The organism is Paracoccus alkanivorans, from assembly GCF_003697785.1.
In the GTDB taxonomy this organism is placed as follows: Bacteria; Pseudomonadota; Alphaproteobacteria; order Rhodobacterales; family Rhodobacteraceae; genus Paracoccus; species Paracoccus alkanivorans.
On the sequence record NZ_QOKZ01000005.1, the window covers coordinates 180,564 to 204,868 of the forward strand.

At 63.6% G+C, this 24,305-nt stretch carries 26 protein-coding genes and 1 pseudogene; 20 read left to right on the forward strand and 7 right to left on the reverse strand.

Going from position 1 to position 24,305, the window contains the following annotated elements; genetic code table 11:
* The first annotated feature begins 114 nt into the window (after positions 1 to 114).
* Both C9E81_RS14225 and C9E81_RS14230 read left to right on the forward strand, forming a co-directional pair.
* Positions 115 to 495, forward strand: a complete 381-nt coding sequence (locus C9E81_RS14225) for a CidA/LrgA family protein (RefSeq protein ID WP_122113021.1) — start codon at positions 115 to 117, stop codon at positions 493 to 495.
* On the forward strand, positions 488 to 1,207 hold the full coding sequence (locus C9E81_RS14230) for an LrgB family protein (protein WP_122113022.1): 720 nt from the start codon (positions 488 to 490) through the stop codon (positions 1,205 to 1,207). The genes C9E81_RS14225 and C9E81_RS14230 overlap by 8 nt, the downstream gene beginning before the upstream one ends.
* An 80-nt stretch (positions 1,208 to 1,287) precedes the next feature.
* Here the strand turns inward: C9E81_RS14230 and mog are convergent, their stop codons facing one another.
* Complete coding sequence (gene mog, locus C9E81_RS14235; RefSeq protein WP_122113023.1) at positions 1,288 to 1,830, reverse strand: molybdopterin adenylyltransferase; 543 nt, start codon at positions 1,828 to 1,830, stop codon at positions 1,288 to 1,290.
* The gene (locus C9E81_RS14240) at positions 1,827 to 3,056 is read right to left on the reverse strand and encodes an argininosuccinate synthase (protein WP_122113024.1); all 1,230 of its coding nucleotides are present in this window, start codon (positions 3,054 to 3,056) and stop codon (positions 1,827 to 1,829) included. The genes mog and C9E81_RS14240 overlap by 4 nt, the downstream gene beginning before the upstream one ends.
* 100 nt (positions 3,057 to 3,156) lie before the next feature.
* On the opposite strand from C9E81_RS14240, the gene C9E81_RS14245 reads away from it, so the two are divergent.
* The 3 genes from C9E81_RS14245 (at position 3,157) to C9E81_RS14255 (ending at position 6,671) form a co-directional block, all read left to right on the forward strand.
* Complete coding sequence (locus C9E81_RS14245) at positions 3,157 to 3,906, forward strand: hypothetical protein (protein WP_122113025.1); 750 nt, start codon at positions 3,157 to 3,159, stop codon at positions 3,904 to 3,906.
* Positions 3,907 to 3,944: 38 nt separating this feature from the next.
* Positions 3,945 to 5,192 (forward strand): threonine ammonia-lyase IlvA, encoded by a 1,248-nt coding sequence (ilvA, locus tag C9E81_RS14250; RefSeq protein ID WP_122113026.1) that lies wholly within the window; start codon positions 3,945 to 3,947, stop codon positions 5,190 to 5,192.
* A 96-nt stretch (positions 5,193 to 5,288) separates the two neighbouring features.
* Positions 5,289 to 6,671 (forward strand): PP2C family protein-serine/threonine phosphatase, encoded by a 1,383-nt coding sequence (locus C9E81_RS14255; protein ID WP_122113027.1) that lies wholly within the window; start codon positions 5,289 to 5,291, stop codon positions 6,669 to 6,671.
* Positions 6,672 to 6,676: 5 nt separating this feature from the next.
* Here the strand turns inward: C9E81_RS14255 and C9E81_RS14260 are convergent.
* A pseudogene (locus C9E81_RS14260) lies at positions 6,677 to 7,111 on the reverse strand (NUDIX domain-containing protein); the annotation flags it as partial.
* A 141-nt stretch (positions 7,112 to 7,252) separates the two neighbouring features.
* Here C9E81_RS14260 and hslO point away from each other — a divergent pair.
* The 6 genes from hslO (at position 7,253) to C9E81_RS14290 (ending at position 13,684) form a co-directional block, all read left to right on the forward strand.
* On the forward strand, positions 7,253 to 8,293 hold the full coding sequence (hslO, locus tag C9E81_RS14265) for an Hsp33 family molecular chaperone HslO (protein WP_122113029.1): 1,041 nt from the start codon (positions 7,253 to 7,255) through the stop codon (positions 8,291 to 8,293).
* Entirely contained in the window at positions 8,290 to 8,880 is a 591-nt protein-coding gene (locus C9E81_RS14270) for an NUDIX hydrolase (protein WP_122113030.1), read from the forward strand. Before hslO ends, C9E81_RS14270 begins: the two co-directional genes overlap by 4 nt.
* Positions 8,877 to 10,046 carry a CCA tRNA nucleotidyltransferase gene (locus C9E81_RS14275; RefSeq protein WP_122113031.1) on the forward strand — a complete coding sequence of 390 codons (1,170 nt, stop codon included), beginning with the start codon at positions 8,877 to 8,879 and terminating at the stop codon, positions 10,044 to 10,046. The genes C9E81_RS14270 and C9E81_RS14275 overlap by 4 nt, the downstream gene beginning before the upstream one ends.
* Entirely contained in the window at positions 10,043 to 11,887 is a 1,845-nt protein-coding gene (locus C9E81_RS14280; RefSeq protein ID WP_122113032.1) for an ABC transporter ATP-binding protein, read from the forward strand. The genes C9E81_RS14275 and C9E81_RS14280 overlap by 4 nt, the downstream gene beginning before the upstream one ends.
* Positions 11,884 to 13,107: a class I SAM-dependent RNA methyltransferase gene (locus C9E81_RS14285; RefSeq protein WP_122113033.1), complete on the forward strand. Its 1,224-nt coding sequence runs from the start codon at positions 11,884 to 11,886 to the stop codon at positions 13,105 to 13,107. Before C9E81_RS14280 ends, C9E81_RS14285 begins: the two co-directional genes overlap by 4 nt.
* A gap of 61 nt (positions 13,108 to 13,168) precedes the next feature.
* Entirely contained in the window at positions 13,169 to 13,684 is a 516-nt protein-coding gene (locus C9E81_RS14290) for a L,D-transpeptidase family protein (protein WP_122113034.1), read from the forward strand.
* Between the two features lie 69 nt (positions 13,685 to 13,753).
* Here the strand turns inward: C9E81_RS14290 and dalA are convergent, their stop codons facing one another.
* A complete protein-coding gene (gene dalA / locus C9E81_RS14295) occupies positions 13,754 to 14,269 on the reverse strand; it encodes a divisome-associated lipoprotein DalA (protein ID WP_122113035.1) in 516 nt (171 codons plus the stop codon).
* Between the two features lie 218 nt (positions 14,270 to 14,487).
* On the opposite strand from dalA, the gene C9E81_RS14300 reads away from it, so the two are divergent.
* On the forward strand, positions 14,488 to 15,138 hold the full coding sequence (locus tag C9E81_RS14300; protein ID WP_122113036.1) for a L,D-transpeptidase: 651 nt from the start codon (positions 14,488 to 14,490) through the stop codon (positions 15,136 to 15,138).
* A gap of 55 nt (positions 15,139 to 15,193) precedes the next feature.
* On the opposite strand, the gene hemH is transcribed toward C9E81_RS14300, so the two are convergent.
* The gene (gene hemH, locus C9E81_RS14305; protein ID WP_122113037.1) at positions 15,194 to 16,222 is read right to left on the reverse strand and encodes a ferrochelatase; all 1,029 of its coding nucleotides are present in this window, start codon (positions 16,220 to 16,222) and stop codon (positions 15,194 to 15,196) included.
* Positions 16,219 to 17,067 (reverse strand): methyltransferase domain-containing protein, encoded by an 849-nt coding sequence (locus C9E81_RS14310; protein WP_122113038.1) that lies wholly within the window; start codon positions 17,065 to 17,067, stop codon positions 16,219 to 16,221. Before C9E81_RS14310 ends, hemH begins: the two co-directional genes overlap by 4 nt.
* On the opposite strand from C9E81_RS14310, the gene C9E81_RS14315 reads away from it, so the two are divergent.
* From C9E81_RS14315 to C9E81_RS14330, 4 genes are read left to right on the forward strand one after another with little or no spacing between them, the layout of a single operon-like run.
* On the forward strand, positions 17,066 to 17,857 hold the full coding sequence (locus tag C9E81_RS14315) for a ComF family protein (protein ID WP_243698663.1): 792 nt from the start codon (positions 17,066 to 17,068) through the stop codon (positions 17,855 to 17,857). The two genes, C9E81_RS14310 and C9E81_RS14315, sit on opposite strands and share 2 nt — an antisense overlap.
* A 31-nt stretch (positions 17,858 to 17,888) precedes the next feature.
* Complete coding sequence (grxC, locus tag C9E81_RS14320; RefSeq protein ID WP_122113039.1) at positions 17,889 to 18,164, forward strand: glutaredoxin 3; 276 nt, start codon at positions 17,889 to 17,891, stop codon at positions 18,162 to 18,164.
* Positions 18,161 to 19,027, forward strand: a complete 867-nt coding sequence (locus C9E81_RS14325; protein WP_425010646.1) for a carbon-nitrogen hydrolase family protein — start codon at positions 18,161 to 18,163, stop codon at positions 19,025 to 19,027. The genes grxC and C9E81_RS14325 overlap by 4 nt, the downstream gene beginning before the upstream one ends.
* A 4-nt stretch (positions 19,028 to 19,031) precedes the next feature.
* Positions 19,032 to 19,502 (forward strand): MarR family winged helix-turn-helix transcriptional regulator, encoded by a 471-nt coding sequence (locus C9E81_RS14330; protein ID WP_122113173.1) that lies wholly within the window; start codon positions 19,032 to 19,034, stop codon positions 19,500 to 19,502.
* Here the strand turns inward: C9E81_RS14330 and ubiG are convergent.
* Complete coding sequence (gene ubiG, locus C9E81_RS14335; RefSeq protein ID WP_122113040.1) at positions 19,499 to 20,233, reverse strand: bifunctional 2-polyprenyl-6-hydroxyphenol methylase/3-demethylubiquinol 3-O-methyltransferase UbiG; 735 nt, start codon at positions 20,231 to 20,233, stop codon at positions 19,499 to 19,501. The two genes, C9E81_RS14330 and ubiG, sit on opposite strands and share 4 nt — an antisense overlap.
* Before the next feature lie 47 nt (positions 20,234 to 20,280).
* Between ubiG and pip the strand changes: the two genes are divergently transcribed.
* From pip to C9E81_RS14355, 4 genes are all read left to right on the forward strand, one after another.
* Entirely contained in the window at positions 20,281 to 21,276 is a 996-nt protein-coding gene (pip, locus tag C9E81_RS14340; RefSeq protein WP_122113041.1) for a prolyl aminopeptidase, read from the forward strand.
* Between the two features lie 145 nt (positions 21,277 to 21,421).
* Positions 21,422 to 22,045, forward strand: a complete 624-nt coding sequence (gene rimP / locus C9E81_RS14345) for a ribosome maturation factor RimP (RefSeq protein WP_122113042.1) — start codon at positions 21,422 to 21,424, stop codon at positions 22,043 to 22,045.
* Entirely contained in the window at positions 22,045 to 23,661 is a 1,617-nt protein-coding gene (gene nusA, locus C9E81_RS14350) for a transcription termination factor NusA (protein ID WP_122113043.1), read from the forward strand. The genes rimP and nusA overlap by 1 nt, the downstream gene beginning before the upstream one ends.
* Before the next feature lie 22 nt (positions 23,662 to 23,683).
* Positions 23,684 to 24,304, forward strand: coding sequence for an RNA-binding protein (locus C9E81_RS14355; RefSeq protein ID WP_122113044.1), 621 nt, complete (start codon positions 23,684 to 23,686; stop codon positions 24,302 to 24,304).
* Position 24,305: the final 1 nt, after the last annotated feature.

The following is a 24,305-nucleotide window of genomic DNA, read 5'->3' on the forward strand; positions in this document are numbered from 1 at the left end:
TATACCATTTTATCCACAAGATGCGTGCAAGCCGCCCCCGGCATGAAACAGCATATTCGTATATGACGCAAAGCCGTCTGGCACAGGTCGCATCGCTCGGCTAGCCTGCCTTTCATGATCAGCACATTGGCCATCATCCTGTCGTTTCAACTGATTGGCGAGGTTATCTCGCGCGCGCTCACCCTCCCCCTGCCGGGGCCGGTCGTGGGGCTGATCCTGCTGGTCCTGACCTGCATCCTGCGCCCCTCTGTCGCCGCCCATATCCGGGGCACGACGCTTGGGCTGCTGCAACACCTGTCGCTGTTCTTCGTGCCCGCCGGGGTGGGCATCGTGGCGCATCGCGACCTGCTGCGCGAGGATGGCGTGGCGCTGATGCTGGCGCTGATCGGCTCGACGGTGCTGGCGATCGCGGTCGGGGCATGGGTTTTCGCGGCGGTGGCACGCTGGACCGGCTCGACCGATCCCGAGGCACAGAAAGGTCCGAACGATGCGTGATCCGCTTCTGATCTGGTCCTACCTGGCGCAGGGGCCGCTCCTGTGGCTGACGGCGACCCTGGTCGCCTATCTGGCGGGGGATGCCTGTTTCCGGGCCACGGGGCGGCAAAGCTGGGCGAACCCGGTGCTGATCGCGGTGATCCTGCTGGCGCTGCTGCTATGGCTGACAGGCACCGATTACGCGACCTATTTCGAGGGTGCGCAATTCGTCCATTTCATGCTCGGCCCCGCAACCGTCGCTCTGGCACTGCCGCTTTACGACAACCTGCCCCGCGTCAGGAAAGCCGCCCTGCCGATGCTGGCCGCCCTGCTCGCGGGTTCGGCCACAGCCGTCGTCTCAGCCCTTCTCATCGCCCGCGCCTTCGGCATCAGCGGCCCGGTTCTCGCATCTCTGGCACCGAAATCCACCACCGCGCCGGTCGCCATCGGCATCGCCGAGCGTATCGGCGGCCAGCCCACCCTGACCGCGGCACTGGTGCTGCTGACCGGCATATTCGGCGCCATCATCGTCACGCCGCTGCTCAATGCCCTGAAGATCCGCGACTGGCGGGCGCGCGGTTTCTCGGTCGGAGTCGCCGCCCATGGAATCGGCACCGCCCGCGCGTTCCAGGTCAATGAAACCGCCGGAGCATTCTCCGGCATCGGCATGGGGCTGAACGCGGTCCTGACCGCCATCATCGCGCCACTGGCGCTGCGCCTGTTTGGCGGTTAAGTCTTTCAGGTATTTGAACAAAGAAGAAATATCCGCTTCTTCTTTGTTCAAATACCTATCCAAAGCCCGCAGCCGGGAATTCACTTGCCCTTGGGGCGGAACGCCTCGATCCGCGCCGGGTCCGTCTCGATCCGAGCGGCGCCGATCAGGTCGAGGCAATAAGGCACGGCGGCGAAAACCGCATCGAGGCAGGTGGCGATGGCCGAGGGTTTGCCGGGAATCGTGATGATCAGCGAGGCGCCGCGGATCACCGCCGTCTGGCGCGACAGGATCGCGGTGGGCACTTCGGCCAGCGAGGCGCGGCGCATTTCCTCGCCGAATCCCGGCAGCTCCTTTTCGGCCACATCGGATACCGCCTCGGGCGTCAGGTCGCGCGGGGCGGGGCCGGTGCCACCGGTCACCAGAATCAGGTCGGCACCGCCATCGGCCAGTTCGCGCAGCTTGGCGGCCACGATGTCGCGGCCGTCGGGGATGATGTGGCGATCGATCCGGACCGGCGAGGTCACAACCCCGCGCAGCCATTCCTCAGCACCCGGACCACCCTTGTCCTCGTATTCGCCACGCGACGCACGGTCGCTGACCGTGACAATCGCGATTCGGGCGGTCAGGCGCTGTTCACTCATGGCTTGATCCGGGCGTTGCGGTTGCCAATCAGTTTCAGGCGCAGCGCGTTCAGGCGGATGAAGCCCGCCGCGTCCTTCTGGTCATAGGCGCCGGCATCATCCTCGAAGGTCACATGCGCTTCGGAGTAAAGCGAATGCTCCGAGTGACGGGCGACCGTCCGGGCAAGACCCTTGTAGAGCTTGAGCCGCACCGTCCCGGTGACATGCTCCTGCGACTTGTCGATCAGCGCCTGCAGCATCTCGCGCTCAGGCGAGAACCAGAAGCCGTTATAGATCAGCTCGGCATATTGCGGCATGATCTGGTCCTTGAGATGCCCCGCGCCGCGATCCAGCGTGATCTGCTCGATGCCGCGATGGGCTTCCAGCAGGATGGTGCCGCCAGGGGTCTCGTAGACGCCGCGTGATTTCATCCCGACAAAGCGGTTCTCGACCAGATCGAGGCGGCCGATGCCATGCCTGCGCCCGTATTCGTTCAACGCGGTCAGCACCGTGGCCGCGGACATCGCCTCGCCATTGATCGCGACCGGATCGCCCTTCTCAAAGGTGATCTCGATGAATTCCGGCTGATCGGGCGCATCCTCGGGGTGAACCGTGCGCTGGTAGACGTAATCGGGCGCCTCCTCGCCCGGATCCTCCAGCACCTTCCCCTCGGACGACGTATGCAACAGGTTCGCGTCGACACTGAACGGCGCCTCGCCACGCTTGTCCTTGGCGATGGGAATCTGGTTCGCCTCGGCGAATTCCAGTAGCCTGGTGCGCGAAGTCAGGTCCCATTCCCGCCACGGCGCGATCACCTTGATCGCCGGATCCAGCGCATAGGCTGCGATCTCGAAGCGAACCTGGTCGTTGCCCTTGCCGGTCGCGCCATGGGCGATGGCATCGGCCCCGTGCTCCTGCGCGATCTCGACCAGCCGCTTGGAGATCAGCGGGCGGGCGATCGAGGTGCCCAGCAGGTAGCAGCCCTCGTAGACCGCATTGGCGCGGAACATCGGAAAGACGAAATCGCGCACGAATTCCTCGCGCAGATCCTCGATATGGATGTTCTCGGGCCTGATGCCCAGCATCTCGGCCTTCTTGCGGGCGGGGTCGAGCTCCTCTCCCTGCCCCAGATCGGCGGTGAAGGTGATGACCTCGCAGCCATATTCGGTCTGCAGCCATTTCAGGATGATCGAGGTGTCGAGCCCGCCCGAATAGGCAAGGACGACTTTCTTCGGCGCGTCGGACATGTGTCTAAACCTTTAAAGATCCCGGTCACGGAATAGAGGGATTTGTTAGTCATCTCAAGGCAGGCTCGGCAGAAAGAATTATCCTGCCGTCCGAGGCATCATGCTCGCGTTCCGAATCGTTAACCACTCCATCCGGCAGATCATCTGCGATGTCCCGGTTATGCTGCGGCTTCTATGGGCACCGGTGGGCCTGCATGTGCTGGCGGTCTACATCTTGTTCAATGCCGGAGAACGGCAGTTGCTGCTACGCGAATTCGGTGATCCGTTTCCGCCCGAGACTGCATCACGCGAAGTTCTCCTGCTGCTGCTCTTTTTCCTGCTTGTGATGTGGCTGGCTGTATCCTTTCACCGTTTCATCCTCCGGGAGGAGGAACCTTCCGTAGTCCCCGCACTCAGCCATGAAACCCGCAGCTATCTGGCACGAAGTATTCTGATCGTTGTCATGGCCATATTGCTGGTGATCCCGGTGGCGATCTCCGGAGCCATCATTGCGGGAATCGCCGAAACCTCCCTTGGGCCCCATCCGGTTGTCTCCTTTCTGGTGATCACTGCTCCGATACTTCTGGTGGAACCCGTCATTCTGCGCTGGTCCGCAGGTCTGCCGGGTATCGCGCTCGGAGAGGAAAACGCGTTCAAAAAGGGCGAGGCCAGCCTCGCGGGGCATTACTGGCTGCTTCTTTGGGTCACGGTCATCGTCTCCGTGATCGGATATATCGTGCATCTTCTCGTGGTGCTGCCCGGCCTGCCCGTTCTGTATTACATTGCCTCGAACTGGTTCAGCACCCTGCTGAACCTGTCCGTTCTGACCACCCTCTGGGGATATTTCGTGGAAGGGCGCGAATTGCACTGACCCTTGCCAAACCCACGCTTTCGCGGCATGGGGCGGGCATGGAAAACTTTGTCGCCTCCGTCCGCCAGGCCGAGGCCGCGCTTCGCGACCTGTTCGAGCCTACGCCGCTACAACGCAATGACCACCTGTCGGCGAAATACGATGCCGATATCTGGCTCAAGCGCGAGGACTTAACCCCCGTTCGCAGCTACAAGCTGCGCGGTGCCTTCAACGCGATGCGCAAGCTCGTCGGCAGCAAGCCCGGCAGCAACGCGCATTTCGTCTGCGCGAGCGCCGGCAATCATGCACAGGGCGTTGCCTTTGCCTGCCGCCATTTCGGCGCGAAGGGAACGATCTTCATGCCGGTCACGACGCCGAAGCAGAAGATCGACAAGACCCAGATCTTCGGAGGCGACGCCGTCGAGATCGTCCTGACCGGCGATTACTTCGACCAGACTCTGGCGGCCTCGCAGGCTTTTGCGCGCGAGCAGCAGGCGCAATTCCTGTCACCCTTCGATGCCCCGGATATCATCGAGGGACAGGCGACGGTCGGACTGGAGATGCTGGAGCAACTGGGCCGCGCGCCCGATCTGGTGGTTCTGCCGGTCGGTGGCGGCGGGCTGTCGGCGGGTGTGACCCGCTATCTCGGCGAGACCGCACCCGAGACCCGCTTTGCTTTCGCCGAGCCATTGGGCGGGGCCAGCCTGCAAGCCGCCCTGCAGGCCGGAGCGCCCGTGGCACTGCCTGCCATCGACAGTTTTGTGGATGGCGCCGCCGTTGCCCGGATCGGCGCCCTGCCCTTCGAAAGCCTGTCGCGTTTCGAGGTCTCGGACGTCCATCTCGCGCCCGAGGACCGTATCTGCCGCACCATGCTGGAAATGCTGAATACCGAGGGCATCGTTCTTGAGCCCGCCGGGGCGTTGGCCGTCGACGTGCTGGATGATCTGGGCGATCTGACCGGCAAGACCGTGATCTGCGTCTGTTCGGGCGGAAATTTCGATTTCGAGCGCCTTCCCGAAGTCAAGGAACGTGCGCAGCGTTTTGCGGGCGTCAAGAAATATTTCGTTCTCAGGATGCCGCAACGCCCCGGAGCGCTTCGCGATTTCCTGCAACTCCTGGGACCGAATGATGATATTTCGCGTTTCGAATATCTCAAGAAATCGGCGCGCAATTTCGGCTCGGTCCTGATCGGAATCGAGACGACGGACCCGGACAGCCTGACCCAACTGACCGAGCGGCTTGACCGGTCGGGTTTTGCCTATCGCGACATAACCGGCGACGAGATACTCTCGGAACTTTTGGTCTAGGCATCGCGGCCTGCAAATGGGTGAACGATAAAACTGTCACGATTCCGGTAATTTGGGTTCATGGGCTGTTTACGCGGACAGTGCTAGCCCTTTGTCATGAGCATCGCCGACCGATCATTGCCCGCTGCAGCCGCCTGCCCCAATGCCGCGACAATGCGCCGGGTTCTGGTCATCGGCGATCTTGCCCGGCAGCAGAAGAAGCTCCTGCAGGCGGGATATCATCTGACCCTGGCGGCCTCTGCCGCCGACGCTCTGGCGATCGGGCCGCAATTCAGGCCCGATGTCGTCATCGCCGACGCTGCCGCACTCGACATGCCCGTCGCCGGATTCTGCCAGATCCTTCGCGGCCTCGATCACGGCGGGTATTGTTATGTCATCCTTGTGGTCCAAAGCCGGGATGCCCGGGAAATCGCTGGTAATCTTGACGCGGGTGCAGACGATTTCCTGGTAAAGCCGGTCAAGACCTTCGAACTGCACGCGCGCCTGTTGGCCGGAGAAAAAACTCTGCTTGCCGGGGGGGACCTGCAACTGCGGAACAGCCGGCTGCACGGCCTGCTTCAGCAGATGCGTGAAGCGCAAGGAAAGGCAGAGCGGGATCTGGGTGACGCGGGTAGGCTGCAACGGGCCATGATGCGGGATCACAGCGGCCAGTTCGGCGATATGACCATATCATTGCTGCTGCGCCCGGCGCATCAGATCGGCGGCGATCTGGTGGGCTTCTTCCCTATCGACGATCAGCGGGCCGGCATTTTCGCGCTGGACATCGCCGGTCATGGCGTGGCTGCCGCCCTGCTGACTGCACGGCTATCGGTGCATTTGTCGGCTTCTCCTGATCTCAACGAGGTGCTGCGCCCATTACGCGGGGGTAACGCAGCGCTGACACCGGTCGAACTGGCCCATCGCCTGAACAGCATCCTGCTGGATGAAATGGGCTGCAATAGCCACATGACCATGGCTTACGCGGATATCAATCATGTCACCGGCCGCGTCAGTATGGTCCAGGCGGGCCACCCGCATCCGGTCCTGCAATCCGCCGACGGCAGCCTCCGGCGTCTTGGACAAGGGGGGATGCCGCTCGGCCTGTTCTCCGCGCCGGAATTCGACGCGTTCGAATTCACCCTGCAGCCGGGGGAGCGGTTGCTGATCGTCTCGGACGGTTTCACCGATTCCGCCGACTTCAAAGGGCACCCCTTGGGGGAACACGGTCTCGACGCCCTTATCGCCGCGAACTCTTCGCTTTGCGGCCATGCATTTCTGGAAGCGCTGATCCTTGCGCTGAACGGGCGAAGCCTTGGAAAGGTCCGGGATGACCGGTCAGCGGTTCTGGTGGAAACCGATCTCTTCCGGAGGTCCTGCTCCACGATCATCCTGACCGGCCCAGTTCCTGATCAGGACGGGGGCGACGGAGTACGGGCCATACCCTGGCGGCTTCGATGCGAGCTTTGCGAATTCAAGGCAGGCTGCCTCGGGCCCGGCTGAACTGTCCGAAGCACCTGCCTTATCGCCGCCTTCGAGCCGGGATCGGACAGCAGTTCCATCGCCTGACCGGCGGGAATCCAATGCGCCTCGTGGCCGGGTTCAGACGGGGCGGCAAGGCGGGTTACCGGACGGGCCAGCCAGACAGAGCACAGCTTTTCGGCATAAAGGTCGTAGTCGGGCATATAGCAGAACCGCCGATAGATCCCGATTCGGCGAGGCGTGGAAATCGTCCAGCCGGTCTCTTCCAGAACCTCCCGGTGCAGGGCCGCGATCGGCCCCTCCCCCGGATCGATGCCGCCGCCGGGCAGCTGGAATTCCGGCTCGGGCCAATCCTGATGCGTCAGCAATACCCGCCCCTCGCGCAACAGTAAGGCATAGGCGCCCGGACGGCGCCGATATTGACGGGCGGGTTCTGGAGCGATTCCGAAACGGGGGATCATGCTGGCCTCCGGACAGGACGCCTTCTCCTAACGCAGTCACAATGTATAGAAAAGCCGCCCCTTGGGATCGCCGGTGAAAGCTCTATATTGGGGCCAACCCGGCTCGCGACCGCAGGCCAGACATAATTTCAAGGATCAGCCATGAGCAAAATCAACCAGATTGCCTGGGACGACACGGTTCTGCCCTTTCAGCTCGACCGCTCGAATATCCGCGGCCGCACCGCTCGGCTGGATGGCGTGCTGGACCATATCCTGTCGCGCCATAACTATCCCGCGGCGGTCAGCGCGCTAGTTGCCGATCTGGCCTTGCTTGCTGCGCTGATCGGCCCGACCATCAAGCTGCGCTGGAAGCTGAGCCTGCAGGTCCGGGGCAATGGCGCCGTCCGTACCATCGCCGCTGATTACTATGCCCCTGCCTCCGAGGACGAGCCCGCCCATATCCGTGCCTGGGCCAGTTTTGATTCCGACCGGCTGGATGACCGCCCTCCCTTCGAGCAGATCGGGGAGGGTTATTTCGCCATCCTCATCCACCAGGGCGAGGACATGCAGCCGTATCAGGGCATCACACCCCTTGCCGGAGGATCGCTGCCGGCCTGCGCGCAGACCTATTTCGCCCAGTCCGAGCAGCTGCCTACCCGTTTCTCGCTGGCGCATGGGCGCTCGCAGCTTTCCGGGGAGCCGGAGCATTGGCGGGCGGGCGGCGTCATGTTGCAAACCCTGCCCGGACAACCCATGGACAGTGCCGACGGCGGCAGCGGAGAGGGCGGCTTGATCGAGGCCGCCGATATCCTGCAGGGCGCGGAATCCGAGGACTGGAACCGCGCCAACCTGCTGCTGGACACGGTTGAAACGCTGGAACTGATCGGCCCGACGGTCGGCCCCACCGACCTGCTCCTGCGGTTGTTCCACGAAGAAAACCCCCGGGTCTTCGATGCGCAGCGGGTGGAATTCGGCTGTCCATGTACCTCGGACCGGGTCCGCGACACGCTGTCGATCTATTCGGCCAAGGATATTTCGCACATGACCACAGATGAGGGAATCGTCACCGCCGATTGCCAGTTCTGCGGTGCGCATTACGAATTCGACCCCGACAGCCTCGGGTTTGAAGCGACGATCGATGCCGATGGCTTGCCGATCGCCGGCGATGACGAAGGCAACATGAAAGGCAGGGCAGCCGAGTGACGCTGGAATGGTCCGAAGACAACCTGCGCAGGGCTCTGTCAGCAACGGCGGAACCGAGTTCGGATTACGAGTTGAACGATCCGGTGCCACCCGACACGCCCCTACGGCCCGCCGGGGTGCTGGCCGCGTTCCACGAGGATGACGGCCGGTTGTTGCTGACCAAGCGCGCCTCGGGGCTGCGGCATCATCCCGGCCAGATCGCCCTTCCCGGCGGCAAGGTCGATCCCGGCGACACCGACGAGACCGCCGCCGCCCTGCGCGAGGCGCTCGAGGAGGTCGGGCTGGATCCGGCACAGGTGGACCTGATCGGCACCCTGCCCCCGCACCGGACCGTGACCAGCTTTGCCGTCACCCCGGTTCTGGGCATCATCCGGGGCAGCTTCACACCCATAGCCGAGCCGGGCGAGGTGGACGAGGTCTTTACCCTGCCCTTCGCCCATATCTCCGATCCCGCACGCTATCGCATCGAACAGCGGCGCTGGCGGGGCGGCTGGCGCAGCTATTACGCCGCACCTCACGGCCCTTACTACCTTTGGGGCGCGACGGCACGGATCCTGCTGGGGCTTGCCAGAAGGCTGCATGCATGACCCGGCTGCCGCCCGAGATACTGGAAGATCCGGCATTGATCGCGGTGCTCGATGCAGTCGAAGCACAGGGCAACCGAGCCTATCTGGTCGGAGGCGCAGTGCGCAATGCACTGTTGGAACAGCCCGTCGATGATATCGATATCGCAACCGATGCACGGCCCGAGCATGTCCAGCGGCTGGCCCTGTCGGCGGGGTTGAAACCGGTTCCGACGGGTATCGAACATGGCACCGTCACCATCGTCTCGGACGGACGCGGCTTCGAGGTCACGACATTTCGTCGCGACGTGGAAACCGATGGCCGCCGTGCCGTAGTGGCCTTTTCGGACAATCTTGACGAGGATGCGCATCGCCGCGATTTCACCATGAACGCGCTGTACGCCGACCGCACTGGCGCGGTGATCGATCCGGTCGGCGGTCTGCCCGATCTGGAGGCGCGGCGGCTGCGCTTCGTGGGTGATCCCGAACAGCGCATTCGCGAGGACTACCTGCGCATCCTGCGGTTCTTCCGGTTCCACGCCTGGTACGGGCATGAGGCGGAACCGGGGGCCGTCGCGGCCTGCGCGGCATTGAAGGATGGATTAGAACAGATCGCCCGCGAACGGATCGGCAGTGAGATGAAGAAGCTTCTGGCGGCTCCGGCTCCCGTGGCCTCGATCCTGCTGATGGCGGAAACCGGGATATTGGATCAACTCTTGCCCGGCGCGGAACCCGGTGCCCTGAGCGACCTGGTGGCACTGGAGGCACGCGAGAACATCCCTCCCTCATGGTCCCGGCGTCTGGCCGCCCTGAGCGGCGGCAGGGATTGCGCCGATGCCTTGCGCCTGTCGAAGGATGAGATCCGCGGGCAAACCGCGCTGGCAGAGGCTATCACGGCAAAATGGTCGCTTAACGAGGCCGGTTATCGCCTCGGGATCAGGGCAGGCACGGATTATGCCCTGCTTGCGGGTAGCCGGAGAATGGCATTACCGCCAAACTGGCGGCCACAGGTCGCGCGGGCAGCCGAGGCAAGATTGCCGATCTCGGCCCGGGATCTGATGCCGCAACTGACCGGACCGGCGGTTGGACGCGGGTTGCAGGCAGCCGAAACCCTGTGGATCGAAAGCGATTTCACCCGGCCCGCCCCGGCTCTGATCCAGGCAGCCCTGCAAGCGGGGGAGGAAGGATGACCCTGCACCGCCGTCTCGGGCAGCTGATCGATGCATTCCGCCCGGCGGATGGCCCTCCTCCGGACAGTTTGCTGGCCTTTGCCCGCTGGTGCCTGTCGGGCGCTTGGGGCGGCCTGTCGCTGGCCGCCGTTGCGTCCGCCCTTGGCGGGGTGGCCGATGTGCTGGCGGCGGTGTTGCTGGGCGCGGTGGTCGATGCGGTGGCGATAGGCAGCCCCGACAGCCTATGGAGCCAGAACGGCTTGCTGATCGCCGCTTTCGTCGGCTTTTTCCTGCTCTTGCGCCCGGTGATCTTCGGGATCTCTTCTGCCACTTCCAGCGTGATCGTCGGGCCGAATGTCCTGCCGCTGGTGCTGTCGCGGCTGCATCGCTGGACCATGGGGCATTCGGTCACATTCTTTGACAATGATTTCGCGGGGCGGCTCGCGCAAAAGCAGATGCAGACCGCCCGTGCCGTGACCGATGTGGCAACCGAGATGGTCAACGTGGTGGCTTTCGCGCTGGCCTCGGTGCTGGGCTCGGCAGCCTTCCTGGTTTCTGTCGATGGCTGGGGCGCGGTGGCGCTGATCGTCTGGCTGGGGGCCTATCTGGGGCTGATCCGCTTTTTCCTGCCCCGGATCCGCTCACGCTCCAGCGCCCGCGCCTCGGCTCGCGCCATGGTGACGGGGCAGGTCGTCGATACGATCACCAATATCAAGACCGTCAAACTGTTCGCCCATGCCGAGCACGAGGACCGCGCCGCGCTTGGCGCCATGGCCGGGTTCCGCGAGCGGGCACTGGATTTCGGCGTGGTCAGCAGCAGTTTCCGCCTGTCATTGATGGTCATCGCGGGGCTGTTGCCGGTGATCCTTGTCGGCGGCTCGATCGTGTTATGGCGCGAGGGGCTGGCCACGCCGGGCGATATCGCCGCCTCGGGCGCCATCTCGATGCGGCTGAGCCAGATGACCGGATGGGTCAGCATGGCGCTGATGGGGATCTGGGGCAGCATCGGCGAGGTCGAGGACGGCATGCGCACCCTGGCGCCGCCCCATGCGCTGACCGATGCCCCCGAAGCCAAGGAGCTGGAACGCGTGGCGGGCAAGATCGATTTCGACGATGTGAGCTTTGCCTATGGCCGCGATCTGGGCGGGTTGCAGGATGTCGCGCTGCATATCCGGCCCGGCGAAAAGATCGGCATCGTCGGGGCCTCGGGCGCGGGAAAATCGACGCTGGTGGCTCTGCTGCTGCGGCTTTACGATGTCGAGGACGGCACGATCCGCATCGATGGCCGCGACATTCGCGAAGTGACCCAGGAAAGCCTGCGCCGTCAGATCGGCATGGTCACGCAGGAAACCGCGATGTTCAACCGTTCGGCCCGTGACAATATCCTGTATGGCCGTCCCGGCGCCACGCAGCAGGAGATCGAGGCCGCAGCCAAATCCGCAGAGGCGCATGATTTCATCCTCGGACTTCAGGATCACGCCGGGCGCAAGGGATACGAGGCACATCTGGGAGAGCGCGGCGTCAAGCTGTCTGGCGGCCAGCGTCAACGGATCGCACTGGCGCGGGCTTTTCTGAAGGATGCCCCGATCCTGGTGCTGGACGAGGCAACAAGCGCGCTGGACAGCGAGGTCGAGGCGCAGGTGCAGCAGGCCCTTTCCCGCGCTATGAAGGGCAAGACCGTGCTGGCCATCGCGCATCGTCTTTCGACAATCGCCCAGCTTGACCGGATCATCGTCATGGATGCGGGACGGATCGTCGAGCAGGGCACGCATGAGCAGTTGCTGGCGAAGGCCGGGCTTTATGCGCGCTATTGGAACCGGCAATCGGGCGGCTTCCTGGGGACCGAAGAGGCGGCCGAATGAGCCTGTGGCAGATCGAGCGGCTCGGACGGCGCGGCGACGGCGTGGCGGTCGGAGCGGATGGGCGCGCCCTCGCCCCGCTGACCCTGCCCGGAGAGGAGATCGAGGGAGAGGCGCGGGATGGCCGTATCGCCTCTCCGCGTATTGCGACGCCATCGCCCGATCGGGTCAAACCCATATGCAGACATTACAGCGCATGTGGAGGCTGTGCACTGATGCATGCCTCCGAGGGGTTCACGACCGGGTGGAAAACCCGGGTGGTCGAGGGCGCACTGGCAGCACATGGCTTGCAGGCGCCGGTGGCAGGGATGCATATATCGCCGCCGCGATCCCGCCGCCGGGCGGTCCTGTCGGGACGCAGGACGAAGAAAGGGGCCCTGGTCGGTTTTCACGCCCGTGCCTCGCAGGTGATCACGGACCTGCAGGCATGTCATGTGCTGCATCCCGTGATCGCGGCGGCTCTGCCCCTGTTGCGGCAGATCGTTATCGTTGGCGCATCCCGGTCGGCCGAGCTGACCCTGACCGTCATTCACGGCCCCGCCGGGCTGGACGTGGCGGTGCGTGGAGGCAAGCCGGTGGATGCCGGGCTGTTCCGGGCATTGGCGGCGCTTGCCGACCAGGGCGACCTGGCGCGGCTTGACTGGGATGGCGAAGCCATAACCCGCCGCGCACCCGCGCTGCCGATGGGGTCCGCGCGGGTGGTGCCGCCGCCCGGGGCTTTTCTGCAGGCGACTACCGAAGGCGAAGCAGCCCTTCTGGCAGCCGTGCAGGAAATCACGCGGGACGCAAGGCGGATCACCGACCTCTTTGCCGGTTGCGGGACGTTCTCCCTGCCCCTGGCCGAGGCGGCACAGGTCCATGCGGTGGAGGGTCTGGCCGCTCCTCTGCAAGCGCTGGATGCCGCCTGGCGCGATACGCCGGATCTTCAGCGCGTCACGACAGAGATTCGCGATCTGGCCCGCCGCCCTTTGGCAGCCGGTGAACTCGCGAGGTTTGACGCAATCGTGATCGACCCGCCCCGCAGCGGGGCCGGGGCGCAGGCGCGGGAAATCGCCGCCTCGCCGGTGCCGAAAATCGCCTTCGTTGCCTGTGATCCGGTGAATTTCGCCAGGGATGCGAAAATTTTAACGGATGGAGGCTATGTTCTGTCAGGCATTCATATCGTCGATCAGTTCCGCTGGTCGCCACATGTCGAAACCGTGGCAGAGTTTCATCGCCGCTAGTCAACCGGGCTGAAAATATGCTATCCAGTCCATACAAAACAATAAAGTTTCTGAGGCAGTGATGTATCGAGCAACCCGCCGGACAGTCGCGTTTTCGTTGCTGGCCTTACTGGCAGCATGCGGCAAACCTCCATCCAAATTCAAATCCTATAGCGGCCCGCCCGTGACCCAGGTCGTGGTCAACAAGGGTGACCGCCGCTTGTATCTGCTAAGCGGCAAGACCGTGCTGAAAGCCTATGATATCGGGCTGGGCAATGTGCCGGTCGGCCACAAGCAGTTCGAAGGCGATGGCAAGACCCCCGAAGGGATCTACTTCATCGACCGCTTCAATCCCAAGAGCCGTTATCACCTGTCGGTAGGTGTTTCCTATCCCGACCCACGCGACATGGCATTTGCCGAATCCATGGGCCGCAAGCCGGGTGGAGATATCTTCATCCATGGCTGGGGGCCCGAAGGAAACGCGCTGGCACCGAAAAAACGGGACTGGACTGCCGGTTGCATTGCCGTGAAGGACGAAGAGATCGAGGAAATCTTTGCCATGGTTCGTCCGGGTGTGCCGATCATCATCAATCCCTGATCGTACCGGATGACGTGGATCAAGCCCCGGCTGGCTGGCCGGGGCTTTGCCGTTCTTGTAGCCTTCCGGTCAATTGCCTCCGGTCAGCAATGTCCACCAGATTTTGCCCGATGGCTCCTGATACCATGCGATCCCCAGTCTGGTCGCGCTCGGATCCATGATTACATCGCGGGTATCGCGCGTCGCCATCCATGCGTTCAGCGTCTGGATATCGTTTTCATATGTTTCCGAGATATTCTCTCCGACCAGATGTCCATAGAAGCCCTGGCGCCGAACCCGCTCCAATGGCGAGGACCCGTCCGAGCCCCAGTGCCAGGCGCGGTTCTGCGCGGACATGTCCCGCGAATGTGCCAGCGCCGCCGCCGCCAGTTGCGGGTCCAATGTCAGCGGTGTCAAAGCAACATTGGCGCGCAGAGTGTTGACTTGCTGCAACACCCGGACGGGAATTTGTGCCTCTTCACGGGCATCGATTTTATATGCGACCGGCAGTGGCTGTCCGTCCGGTCCGATCTGCGCCGCCATGCGCGGCTGGCATGCAGCCAGTGCGATTAGCGCAACCACCGATATTAACTTGATTTTTTTCATCCACCTTGTCCCTCGACTGCTCTGGGTTACAGATCTACCGAATGGCAGGGGAGCCTTCAAACGCAAGAATGCGTGAGCTAGGCGCGTTTTCATCCGAGGTAATTCTCGCATCTGTTTGATTTGGCGCTTCTCTGCCACCGGGCTATATATTCATTATCCGCAATGCAGAAGCAGTAGGCCCCCGAAAGAGCGGCCATGAGGAACGAGGACAACAGCTGATGAGCATGACAGCTTTTAATCGCCGGGCATTTCTTGGCTCGGCCGTTGCGCTTGGAGCGACCGGTTTGGCGGTACCGGGCCTTGCGCAGCAAATCGACCCATATACCGGACAGCCAATCTATGGCGGCGCGGCAGGCGGCGCGACCCCTGATGCCGGGGCAGTCCAGTATGACAATGGCGGCGACCAGCGCCACAATATATCGAGCTTCCGGGCACAGGACTGGCGTCCTTACTTCAGCAATCTGACCAACGGCGCCATCCTGTGCGACATCACCTCGCGCGCGGTGCATTTCTGGTCCGAGGATGAAAGCGTCTATCGCGTCTATCCGTCGTCAATCCCGGTCAGCAAGGACCTGACCCGCCTTGGCCGGACCGAGGTGATCAAGAAGGTCGAAGGTCCCTCATGGGCGCCGACCCCCGAGATGAAGGCCCGCAACCCCTCCTGGCCCGATTTCGTGCCGCCGGGGCCGGACAACCCACTTGGAACCCATGCTCTGTGGCTAAGCTGGCAGTATTACCGGATCCACGGGACCCATGACACGCGCAAGATCGGGCGCAAATCCTCGAATGGCTGCATCGGTCTGTATAACGAGCATATCAAGGAACTCTTCGGCATGGCCAAGATCGGCACCCAGGTGCTGCTGATCTGATCCGGCACAAGAACCGAGTATCCACAGGGGGCCCGACGGCCCCCTTTTCGTTCTGTCAGACCCATCCACCGATATTCTCGCGGATGACATTCATCATCACCTCGATATGCGCCGGGTCGTCGTTGAGACAGGGGATATAGGTGAACCCCTTGCCGCCCGCATGTTCGAACGACTCGCGGATCTCTCCGTTGATTTCCTCCAGCGTCTCGATGCAGTCGGCTGCAAAGGCAGGTGAGATCACAGCGATGTCGGAATGCCCCTGCCGCGCCAGTTCGGCCACATGCTCGACCGTGTAGGGGCGCAGCCATTCCTCGCGCCCGAAAACCGACTGGAAGGAGGTGTCGATGATACCGTCCTCCCAGCCCAAACGCTCTTGCAGCAGTCGGGAGGTTTTCCGGCACTGGCAGTGATAGGGGTCGCCCTGCGTCAGGTAGCGCTTGGGCATGCCGTGATAGGAGGCGACAAGCCTGGAGGGTTTGCGCCCCTCCAGCGCCCGCTCGACCGAGCCCGCCAGCGCGTCGATATAATCGGACCGGTCGAAATAGGGAGCGCAGGTGCGCACCGAAGGCTGCCATCTCTGCTCCATCAGCGCCCGAAAAAGCTGGTCATTCGCTGTCGCCGAGGTCGCCCCCGCATATTGCGGATAAAGCGGCAGGAACAGGATACGGCGGCAGCCCGCCTGGACCATTCGCCCCACGACCTCATGGGTCGAGGGGTTTCCATAGCGCATGCAGAACTCCACCATCACCTGTTCGCCCCATTCGGCGGTGGCGCGTTCGCGCAAGGCCTGTGCCTGGTCGCGGGTGATGGTCATCAGCGGGCTTTCGCCCTTTTCCTCGTTCCAGATGGTCTTGTAATTCGCGCCCGAACTGAAAGGCCGCTTGGTCAGGATGATACCTTGCAAAATCGGCTGCCATTTCCAGCGCGGCAGGTCGATCACCCGCCGGTCCGAGAGGAACTCGTTCAGATAGCGGCGCATCGACCAGTAGTCATAGCCGTCCGGCGTGCCCAGATTGGCAATCAGGATCCCTGTTCTAGCGGGCGCTATCCGGGGATGATCGGCGGGCGCATAGGCTGGCGTCATGACTTGTTCCTGATTTCGTTGAGCGCATCGGCAAGACTTTTCTGTGCGGAGCCGGGACGCAGGGGTTTCTGCTGTGTTTCGGACGGAGCCCATCCAGTCAGAAAAACCAGATCGAAGCTCGCCTGGATACGGGACGGATCGTCGCGGTCGGGATGGGCCTGCGCATAGATCGCCCCTGCGCGGGCGAATACCTCGCGCCGGGTGGGCCTGCGCAGCCGCGCGGCCATCGCGTTGCCCTCGCCCATCGCCCGCAAATCATGCGCCAGATGCAGCAGGTCGCGATAGCTGGCACGCTGACTGACCAGATCGGCAACCGGCAGCGCCAGCCCGGCGCGCGCAAGCAGCGCGCCCATATCGCGGATCTCGCCCATCGGGAGGATCCGCGGCGACAGCCCGCCGGTGACCTCTGCCTCGGCCTGGGCTATGGCAGCACGCGCCTCGTGCAAGGTCTGCCCGCCGAAACAAACGGCGATGAACAGCCCGTCCTCGCGCAGCGCCCGCGACGACTGCACGATCTGCCCGACCGGATCATCGGCCCAGTGCAGCGCCATGGCGTGGACGACCAGATCATGCGATGCCGGAGTCAAATCCAGCACCGGATCGTCGGAAACCACGCGAGCCTGCGGAAATTCCGCCGACCAGAAGCCTGGAAAACCGGTCACGACGACAGGTGCGCGAAAATCCCTGTTAACTTCCGACAGCCTATCCTTCAGTTCCGCCGCCGCGATGCGGTGCAATATATCGACATGCCCCTGAAGCATCGCCCTGCGCCGCTGACGCCGCAGCGCCTCGCGATCGGTCAGCGGGGGGCGTTCGGTAAGGGATGGGGAAGGACTGCTGCTCATGGGCATGGAACATAGGATGCTTCGCGGCCCGGTAAAAGCCATGCTGCGCATGCTTTATCCACCGCAATGCCTTTCATGCGGCCAGGCCGTTGCGAGCGGACCGGACGTTACCCCTGCGCAAGATGCCGGGGGTGGGCTCTGCCCCGAGTGCTGGCAGGAGACATGTTTCATTTCCGGTCTTGCCTGCGCAAGTTGCGGTGCGCCACTTGCCGATGACGGCCATTCCGGCGCCCAGGAGCAAGAGACCAGATGCGACGATTGCCTGTCGGTCGCACGCCCGTGGCATCACGGCCGGGCGGCAATCGTCTATTCCGGTGTCGGACGGGAACTTGTCCTGACACTGAAACATGGCGATCGACCGGATCTGGCGCCGACACTTGCCCTCTGGCTGTCGCAGGCCGCCGCGCCGGTCATTCGCCCCGGCATGATCGTCGCACCGGTCCCCCTGCATTTCCGCCGCCTGCTGAAACGGCGCTATAACCAGTCCGCCCTGCTCGCCCGGCATCTCGCCGGGATGCAGGGGTTGCACCACCTGCCGGATCTGTTGCTGCGCAGGCGGCACACACCCGGTCAGGACCATCGCGGCGTGGCGGATCGCTTCGCGAATATCTCGGGAGCGGTCGCCATCAATCCCCGCCGTGCATCCCGCATAGCGGACAAGCAGGTGCTGCTGGTCGATGACGTGATGACTTCTGGCGCGACCCTCGCCGCCGCGGCAGAGGCGTTGCTGGCAGCGGGATCGGGACCGGTTTCGGTTGCAGTGCTGGCGCGCGCCGTGAAGGATGCCTAGATAGAGGAAAATCCACCAAACGGAAATGCCAATGACCGATCAGCCGCGTATCGAGATCTATACCACCCGGACCTGCCCTTTCTGCATTTCGGCGAAATCGCTTCTGCAACGCAAAAATGTCCCCTTCGAGGAAATCGACGTGGGCGCCCAGCCCCAGTTGCGCGCCGAGATGACCCAAAGGGCGAATGGCCGCCGCACGGTTCCGCAGATCTTCATTGGCGGCAAACATGTGGGTGGCTGCGACGACCTGTTCGCGCTGGAACGCGATGGCAAACTGAATCCGTTGCTTGCGGGATCGGCCGCATGACCACTCCCGAACCCGCCTCGCTGAAGATTGCACTGCTGCAGCTCAATTCCGGGGACGATGCCTACGCGAATCTCGCCGCCACGGTGCCGATGATCCGCGAGGCAGCGTCGGCCGGCGCCAAGTTCGTGCTGACGCCCGAGGTCACGAACCTGCTTTCCCCGGACCGCAAGCGGCAGGCAGCCATCCTGAAGCCCGAGGCAGAGGATCCGACCCTGTCCGCGTTGCGGGCCGAGGCGAGCGCAGCGGGAATCTGGCTGCTGATCGGCTCGCTGGCGCTGAAAGGCGACGATCCCGATGACGGGCGTTTCGTGAATCGGAGTTTCCTGATCGATCCGGAGGGCGGGATCGCGGCGCGTTACGACAAGCTGCACATGTTCGACGTCACCATCTCGGAGACAGAGCAATATCGCGAAAGCTCTGCCTACCGTCCCGGCAGTCGGGCGGTGCTGGCGCGCGCTGCGGGGCAGCCGGTTGGCATGACCATATGTTACGACCTGCGCTTTCCCTATCTGTATCGCGATCTGGCAAAGGCCGGGGCGCGGATCCTGACCGTTCCATCGGCCTTCAGCCCCACCACCGGCAAGGCGCATTGGGAGGCGCTGCTGCGCGCCCGCGCCATCGAGACCGGCTGTTTCGTGCTGGCGCCGGCGCAATGCGGCACCCATCCCGCCCCGCATTCGCCTGACCGGCTGCCGCGGCAAAGCCATGGCCATTCGCTCGCGGTCGATCCATGGGGCAACGTGTTGTCCGATGCTGGTGTATCACCGGGGGTGAGCATGGTTTCCCTTGACCTCGAGGCGGTTGACAGGGCACGGTCCCGCATCCCTTCCCTGGCACATGACCGGGCCTATGACGGCCCCTGAGGCAATGACCACGACCAAGAACGAAATCGAGCGCGACCAAAGCAGCGACCGGCTGGCCGCAAGCCTGTTTGCCGAAGTCTTCATTGCCGATCAGCTGTCGCGCAGCCTGATCAGCCATGCCCTGCCGCGCGGCATGCAGATCTCGCATTTCTCGGTGCTGAACCTGCTGGCCCATGTGAATGAAGAGCGCACACCCGCACAACTGGCCGAAGCCTTCCACGTCACCCGGGGCGCGATGACCAATACACTGTCCCGGCTGGAATGGGCGGGCCATATCCATATCCGTCCCGATTGGGACGACGCGCGGCGCAAATTCGTATCGATCAGCCCGGCGGGCCGGGCCGCCCGCGACGCGGCGATCGCCGCCTTCATGCCGATCATCGCCGAGGTCGTGCGCGATATCGGCGCCGAGCGGGTCCGCCTTGCCCTGCCCGTCCTGCGCGAGCTGCGCCGCAGGCTCGAGGGTGACAGTTAGGCGGGCCGTCGCGCCGCGATGGCGTAATTCACCGACAGGTCGCGATCGGACAGGCTCCATCCCCATGTCAGCGGGTTGAACACCATCCCCCGCGCATCGACCGGGGCCAGTCCCGCACCGCTCGCCATTTCCGACAATTCGTCCGGCGTGATGAAACGGCTCCATTCATGCGTGCCCCTGGGCAGCCAGCGCATGATCCATTCCGCGCCGATGATGGCCGCGCCGAAGCTTTTCGCCGTGCGGTTCAGGGTCGAGACGATGGCCAAGCCGCCGGGGTGCAGCAAGCTGTGACACGTGGCGATGAAAGCGGCCGGATCGGCGACATGCTCGACAATCTCCAGCGCCAGCACCACGTCGAAAAACTCGCCCGATTCGGCCAGCGCCTCGGCTGTGGTGGCACGGTAGTCGATCTCCAGCCCCTGCTGCTCGGCATGCAGCTTCGCCACAGCGATGTTGCCCTCTGCGGCATCGGCCCCAATGACCTCTGCCCCCAACCGCGCCATCGGTTCGGCGATCAGCCCGCCGCCACAGCCGATATCCAGCAGCCTGAGCCCTTCGACGGGTCGCAGGCTGCGCCGGTCCCGTCCATATTCAGCGGCGATCTGTGTCACGATATAGTCAAGCCGCACCGGGTTCATCATATGCAGCGGCTTGAACTTGCCCTTCGGATCCCACCATTCCGCCGCCATGGCCTCGAACTTGGCGATTTCGGTCGGGTCGATGCTTGTCATGACGGGTCCTTCTGGCGGGTTGCGGCAGTTGGGCTTATAGTCGGTCCATGGACAGATTGGCAGGACAAATCGGCGCGTCAGATGGCCGCCTTTACCGCTCGACCGAACCATATGAGCGACGCGTCGTCGATACCGGCGACGGGCATCGGCTTTATGTCGAGGAATGCGGCAATCCCGAGGGCCGGCCGGTCATCGTCCTGCATGGCGGTCCGGGCGGAGGATGCAGCCCCTATATGCGTCGCTTCTTCGATCCGGAGCATTACCGCGTGGTGCTGTTCGACCAGCGCGGCTGCGGCCGTTCCCGCCCCGCAGCCTCGGTCGAGGGGAACACCACTCCTGACCTGATCCGCGACATCGAGCAGATCCGCACTGTGCTGGGGATCGAGACCGCGCTGCTCTTTGGCGGCAGTTGGGGGGCCGCGCTGGCGCTGGCCTATGCGCAGGCGCATCCCGACCGTGTAGCAGGACTGATTCTGCGCGGGGTATTCCTGGGCAGGCAGGCCGAACTCGACTGGTTCTATGGCGGCGGCGCGGGTCGTTTCTTTCCCGATCTCTGGGCAAGATTCTGCGATCCGATTCCCGAAGCCGAGCGGGATGACATGATCGCGGCCTATCACCGCCGGCTCTTTTCCGACGATCTTGGCCAGCAGGGGCGTTATGCAATGCCCTGGCTGATGTGGGAAAACGCGCTGGCCGGGTTACAGAACTCCGCTACCGGCCACGCGCCCCCCGAATATGCCCGCGCCTTCGCCCGGCTGGAGAATCACTATTTCGCCAATGGCTGCTTTCTGGACGAGGGTCAGCTCCTGCGCGACCGGCATCTGATCGAGCATCTGCCCGCCGTGATCGTGCAGGGGCGCTACGACATGGTTTGCCCGCCGCTTTCGGCATATGAGCTGGCGCGGGGCTGGGAAAAATGCGACCTGCGCCTGATGCCCGCCTCGGGACATGCATTGTCGGAGCCGCGGATCTCGGCGGAACTTGTGCGGGTCATGGATGCGATTCGCGACGATGACCGGCGCGAATCGGGAAAGGCGGATTGACATGCTTCACTGCCATCGCCTGCTTGCAATCCGGAAGATTCGGTCCTATATGCGGGTCAACAGCGGTGCAGGCTTCCACCCCCTGCCCACCGGAAGTTTCGCACGGGCCCGCTGACGGCCCGTTTTTTGTATCCGAAAGGAAGTCATGTCCAACGATCTGATCGCCAAGACCGCCATCGACAGGCGCCTTGCCGAGATCATCACCCCGGTGATCGAGGATCTTGGCTTCGAGCTGGTGCGCGTGCGGCTGCAGGGCGGCAAGACGGCGACCCTGCAGATCATGGCCGACCGTCCCGAGGGCGGCATCAATGTCGATGATTGCGGCGATATCTCCGTCGCTGTTAGCGCCACGCTGGATGTCGAGGACCCGATCGAGGATGCCTATCACCTCGAAGTGTCCAGCCCCGGCATTGACCGTCCGCTGACCCGGCTGAAGGATTTCGCGGCATTCGAGGGTTACGAGGCCAGGCTGGAAACCAACCAGCCCATCGACGGGCGCAAACGCTGGAAGGGCGTGCTCGCTGGCGTCGAGGGCGACGAAGTCCTGATAAATATAGAAGAAGGCGGTGAGGTGCAGACCATCGGGCTGAATTTCGACTGGCTGTCGGACGCCAAGCTGGTTCTGACCGATGAACTGATCCGCGAAATGCTGCGTCAGAAGAAAGAGGCCGGTGTCGAGATCGACAATCTCGACGAGACCGCCTTCGACGCGATTGAAACCGACGATGAACAGGGCGCGGACAGCGCCGATGACGCAAGGAGTAAGTGATGGCAATCACCTCTGCCAACCAGCTGGAACTGTTGCAGACGGCCGAGGCCGTCGCGCGCGAGAAGATGATCGAGCCTGAACTGGTCATCGAAGCGATGGAGGACAGCCTCGCCCGTGCCGCCAAGTCGCGCTACGGCGCCGAGATGGATATCCGGGTCAAGATCGACCGCAAGACCGGCAATGCCAGCTTTACCCGCGTCCGGACCGTGGTCGAGGATGACGCGGTCGAGAATTACCAGGCCGAACTGACCGTCGAACAGGCCCGCCCCTATCTGGACGATCCGAAGGTCGGCGACGTGATCGTGGACGAGGTGCCGCCGGTCGAACTGGGCCGGATCGCCGCGCAATCGGCCAAGCAGGTCATCCTGCAGCGCGTCCGCGAAGCCGAGCGCGACCGTCAATACGAGGAATTCAAGGACCGTGCCGGCACCATCATCAACGGTGTCGTCAAGCGCGAGGAATACGGCAATATCATCGTCGATGTAGGCCGTGGCGAGGCGATCCTGCGCCGCAACGAAAAGATCGGCCGCGAAAGCTATCGCCCGAACGACCGTATCCGCGCCTATGTCAAGGATGTCCGCCGCGAGACCCGTGGCCCGCAGATCTTCCTGTCGCGCACCGATCCGCAATTCATGGCGGAACTGTTCAAGATGGAAGTGCCGGAAATCTATGACGGCATCATCGAGATCAAGGCCGTGGCCCGTGACCCCGGCTCGCGCGCGAAAATCGCCGTGATCAGCTATGACAACTCGATCGACCCGGTCGGCGCCTGCGTTGGCATGCGCGGCAGCCGCGTTCAGGCCGTGGTCGGCGAATTGCAGGGCGAGAAGATCGACATCATCCCGTGGAACGAGGATCAGGCGACCTTCCTCGTGAACGCGCTGCAGCCCGCCGAGGTCAGCAAGGTCGTGTTCGACGAGGATGGCGGCCGCATCGAGGTCGTGGTGCCGGACGAGCAGCTTTCGCTGGCCATCGGCCGCCGCGGCCAGAACGTGCGCCTCGCCAGCCAGTTGACGGGCCTGGATATCGACATTCTCACCGAGGAAGAGGAATCCAAGCGCCGCCAGGCCGAGTTCAACGCCCGCACCAAGCTGTTCATGGATGCGCTGGACCTGGACGAATTCTTTGCCCAGCTTCTGGTCGCCGAAGGCTTCACCGATCTGGAAGAGGTCGCCTATGTCGAACAGGACGAGTTGCTGAGCATCGAGGGCGTGGACGAAAGCACGGCCGAGGAATTGCAGGCCCGTGCCCGTGACGTCCTGGAAGCCCGTAACAAGGCGGCACTGGAAAATGCCCGCGCGCTCGGGGTCGAGGATTCGCTGGTTGAATTCGAGGGGCTCACTCCCCAGATGATCGAGGCGCTGGCGAAGGACGGCATCAAGACGCTGGAGGATTTCGCGACCTGCGCCGATTGGGAACTGGCCGGGGGCTGGACCACCGTGGATGGCCAGCGCGTCAAGGACGAAGGCCTTCTGGAACCTTTCGACGTCTCGCTGGAGGAAGCGCAGACCATGGTCATGACCGCGCGCGTCAGCCTTGGCTGGGTCGATCCGGCAGAGCTGGAGGCACCGGCCGAGGAAGCCGGGACCGAAACCGACGAGGAGGCCGGGGCCTGACCGCCCCGGATCTGGCAAGGCCGTGAGCCGAGGCGGACGGGACAAAACGCGCGAGCAGCCGGAACGCCGCTGCATCGTGACCGGCGAGGTGCAGCCCAAGCCGGGGCTGATCCGTTTCGTCATCGGGCCGGACAATCTGGTGGTGCCGGATCTGGCGGAAAAGCTGCCCGGCCGCGGCATCTGGGTTGCAGCCGACCGTGCGGCTATCGAAAAGGCCGCGGCCAAGGGATTATTCTCGCGCGCCGCCAAGGCCCAGGTGAAGGCGCCCGAGTCTCTGGCCGGAATGGTCGAGGATGGCCTGGCGCGGCGTGTCGTGGAACTGGTTTCGCTGGCCCGCAAATCCGGAAACGCGGTGGCCGGGTTCGAAAAGGTCAAGGGATGGCTGGCCGATGGCAAGGCCAAGGTGCTGCTGCAGGCCAGCGATGGCTCGGAACGTGGGAAGGGCAAGCTGTGGACGCCAACGGGCGGACGCTGGTTCGGTTGCCTCACCGCCTCAGAATTGGGTTTGTCCTTCGGGCGCGATCATGTCATACACGGCGCGCTTGCGGCGAGTGGCCTGACGGACAAGGTGATCTTGGAAGCCGGCAGACTGACGGGTCTGCGCGGGCATGACGGTGGCAATACGGCCACCGGGAAGGAATGAA

Excerpts from the sequence above, each read along its gene's own strand:
- C9E81_RS14290 (WP_122113034.1), top strand. The coding sequence starts at position 13,169 with ATGTATCGAGCAACCCGCCGGACAGTCGCGTTTTCGTTGCTGGCCTTA.
- C9E81_RS14315 (WP_243698663.1), top strand. The coding sequence starts at position 17,066 with ATGGGCATGGAACATAGGATGCTTCGCGGCCCGGTAAAAGCCATGCTG.
- mog (WP_122113023.1), bottom strand. The coding sequence starts at position 1,830 with ATGAGTGAACAGCGCCTGACCGCCCGAATCGCGATTGTCACGGTCAGC.
- C9E81_RS14330 (WP_122113173.1), top strand. The coding sequence starts at position 19,032 with ATGACCACGACCAAGAACGAAATCGAGCGCGACCAAAGCAGCGACCGG.
- rimP (WP_122113042.1), top strand. The coding sequence starts at position 21,422 with ATGTCCAACGATCTGATCGCCAAGACCGCCATCGACAGGCGCCTTGCC.
- hemH (WP_122113037.1), bottom strand. The coding sequence starts at position 16,222 with ATGACGCCAGCCTATGCGCCCGCCGATCATCCCCGGATAGCGCCCGCT.
- C9E81_RS14230 (WP_122113022.1), top strand. The coding sequence starts at position 488 with ATGCGTGATCCGCTTCTGATCTGGTCCTACCTGGCGCAGGGGCCGCTC.
- C9E81_RS14285 (WP_122113033.1), top strand. The coding sequence starts at position 11,884 with ATGAGCCTGTGGCAGATCGAGCGGCTCGGACGGCGCGGCGACGGCGTG.
- grxC (WP_122113039.1), top strand. The coding sequence starts at position 17,889 with ATGACCGATCAGCCGCGTATCGAGATCTATACCACCCGGACCTGCCCT.
- nusA (WP_122113043.1), top strand. The coding sequence starts at position 22,045 with ATGGCAATCACCTCTGCCAACCAGCTGGAACTGTTGCAGACGGCCGAG.
- C9E81_RS14300 (WP_122113036.1), top strand. The coding sequence starts at position 14,488 with ATGAGCATGACAGCTTTTAATCGCCGGGCATTTCTTGGCTCGGCCGTT.
- pip (WP_122113041.1), top strand. The coding sequence starts at position 20,281 with ATGGACAGATTGGCAGGACAAATCGGCGCGTCAGATGGCCGCCTTTAC.
- dalA (WP_122113035.1), bottom strand. The coding sequence starts at position 14,269 with ATGAAAAAAATCAAGTTAATATCGGTGGTTGCGCTAATCGCACTGGCT.
- C9E81_RS14310 (WP_122113038.1), bottom strand. The coding sequence starts at position 17,067 with ATGAGCAGCAGTCCTTCCCCATCCCTTACCGAACGCCCCCCGCTGACC.
- hslO (WP_122113029.1), top strand. The coding sequence starts at position 7,253 with ATGAGCAAAATCAACCAGATTGCCTGGGACGACACGGTTCTGCCCTTT.
- C9E81_RS14275 (WP_122113031.1), top strand. The coding sequence starts at position 8,877 with ATGACCCGGCTGCCGCCCGAGATACTGGAAGATCCGGCATTGATCGCG.
- ubiG (WP_122113040.1), bottom strand. The coding sequence starts at position 20,233 with ATGACAAGCATCGACCCGACCGAAATCGCCAAGTTCGAGGCCATGGCG.
- C9E81_RS14240 (WP_122113024.1), bottom strand. The coding sequence starts at position 3,056 with ATGTCCGACGCGCCGAAGAAAGTCGTCCTTGCCTATTCGGGCGGGCTC.
- C9E81_RS14325 (WP_425010646.1), top strand. The coding sequence starts at position 18,161 with ATGACCACTCCCGAACCCGCCTCGCTGAAGATTGCACTGCTGCAGCTC.
- C9E81_RS14255 (WP_122113027.1), top strand. The coding sequence starts at position 5,289 with ATGAGCATCGCCGACCGATCATTGCCCGCTGCAGCCGCCTGCCCCAAT.
- ilvA (WP_122113026.1), top strand. The coding sequence starts at position 3,945 with ATGGAAAACTTTGTCGCCTCCGTCCGCCAGGCCGAGGCCGCGCTTCGC.
- C9E81_RS14280 (WP_122113032.1), top strand. The coding sequence starts at position 10,043 with ATGACCCTGCACCGCCGTCTCGGGCAGCTGATCGATGCATTCCGCCCG.
- C9E81_RS14245 (WP_122113025.1), top strand. The coding sequence starts at position 3,157 with ATGCTCGCGTTCCGAATCGTTAACCACTCCATCCGGCAGATCATCTGC.
- C9E81_RS14225 (WP_122113021.1), top strand. The coding sequence starts at position 115 with ATGATCAGCACATTGGCCATCATCCTGTCGTTTCAACTGATTGGCGAG.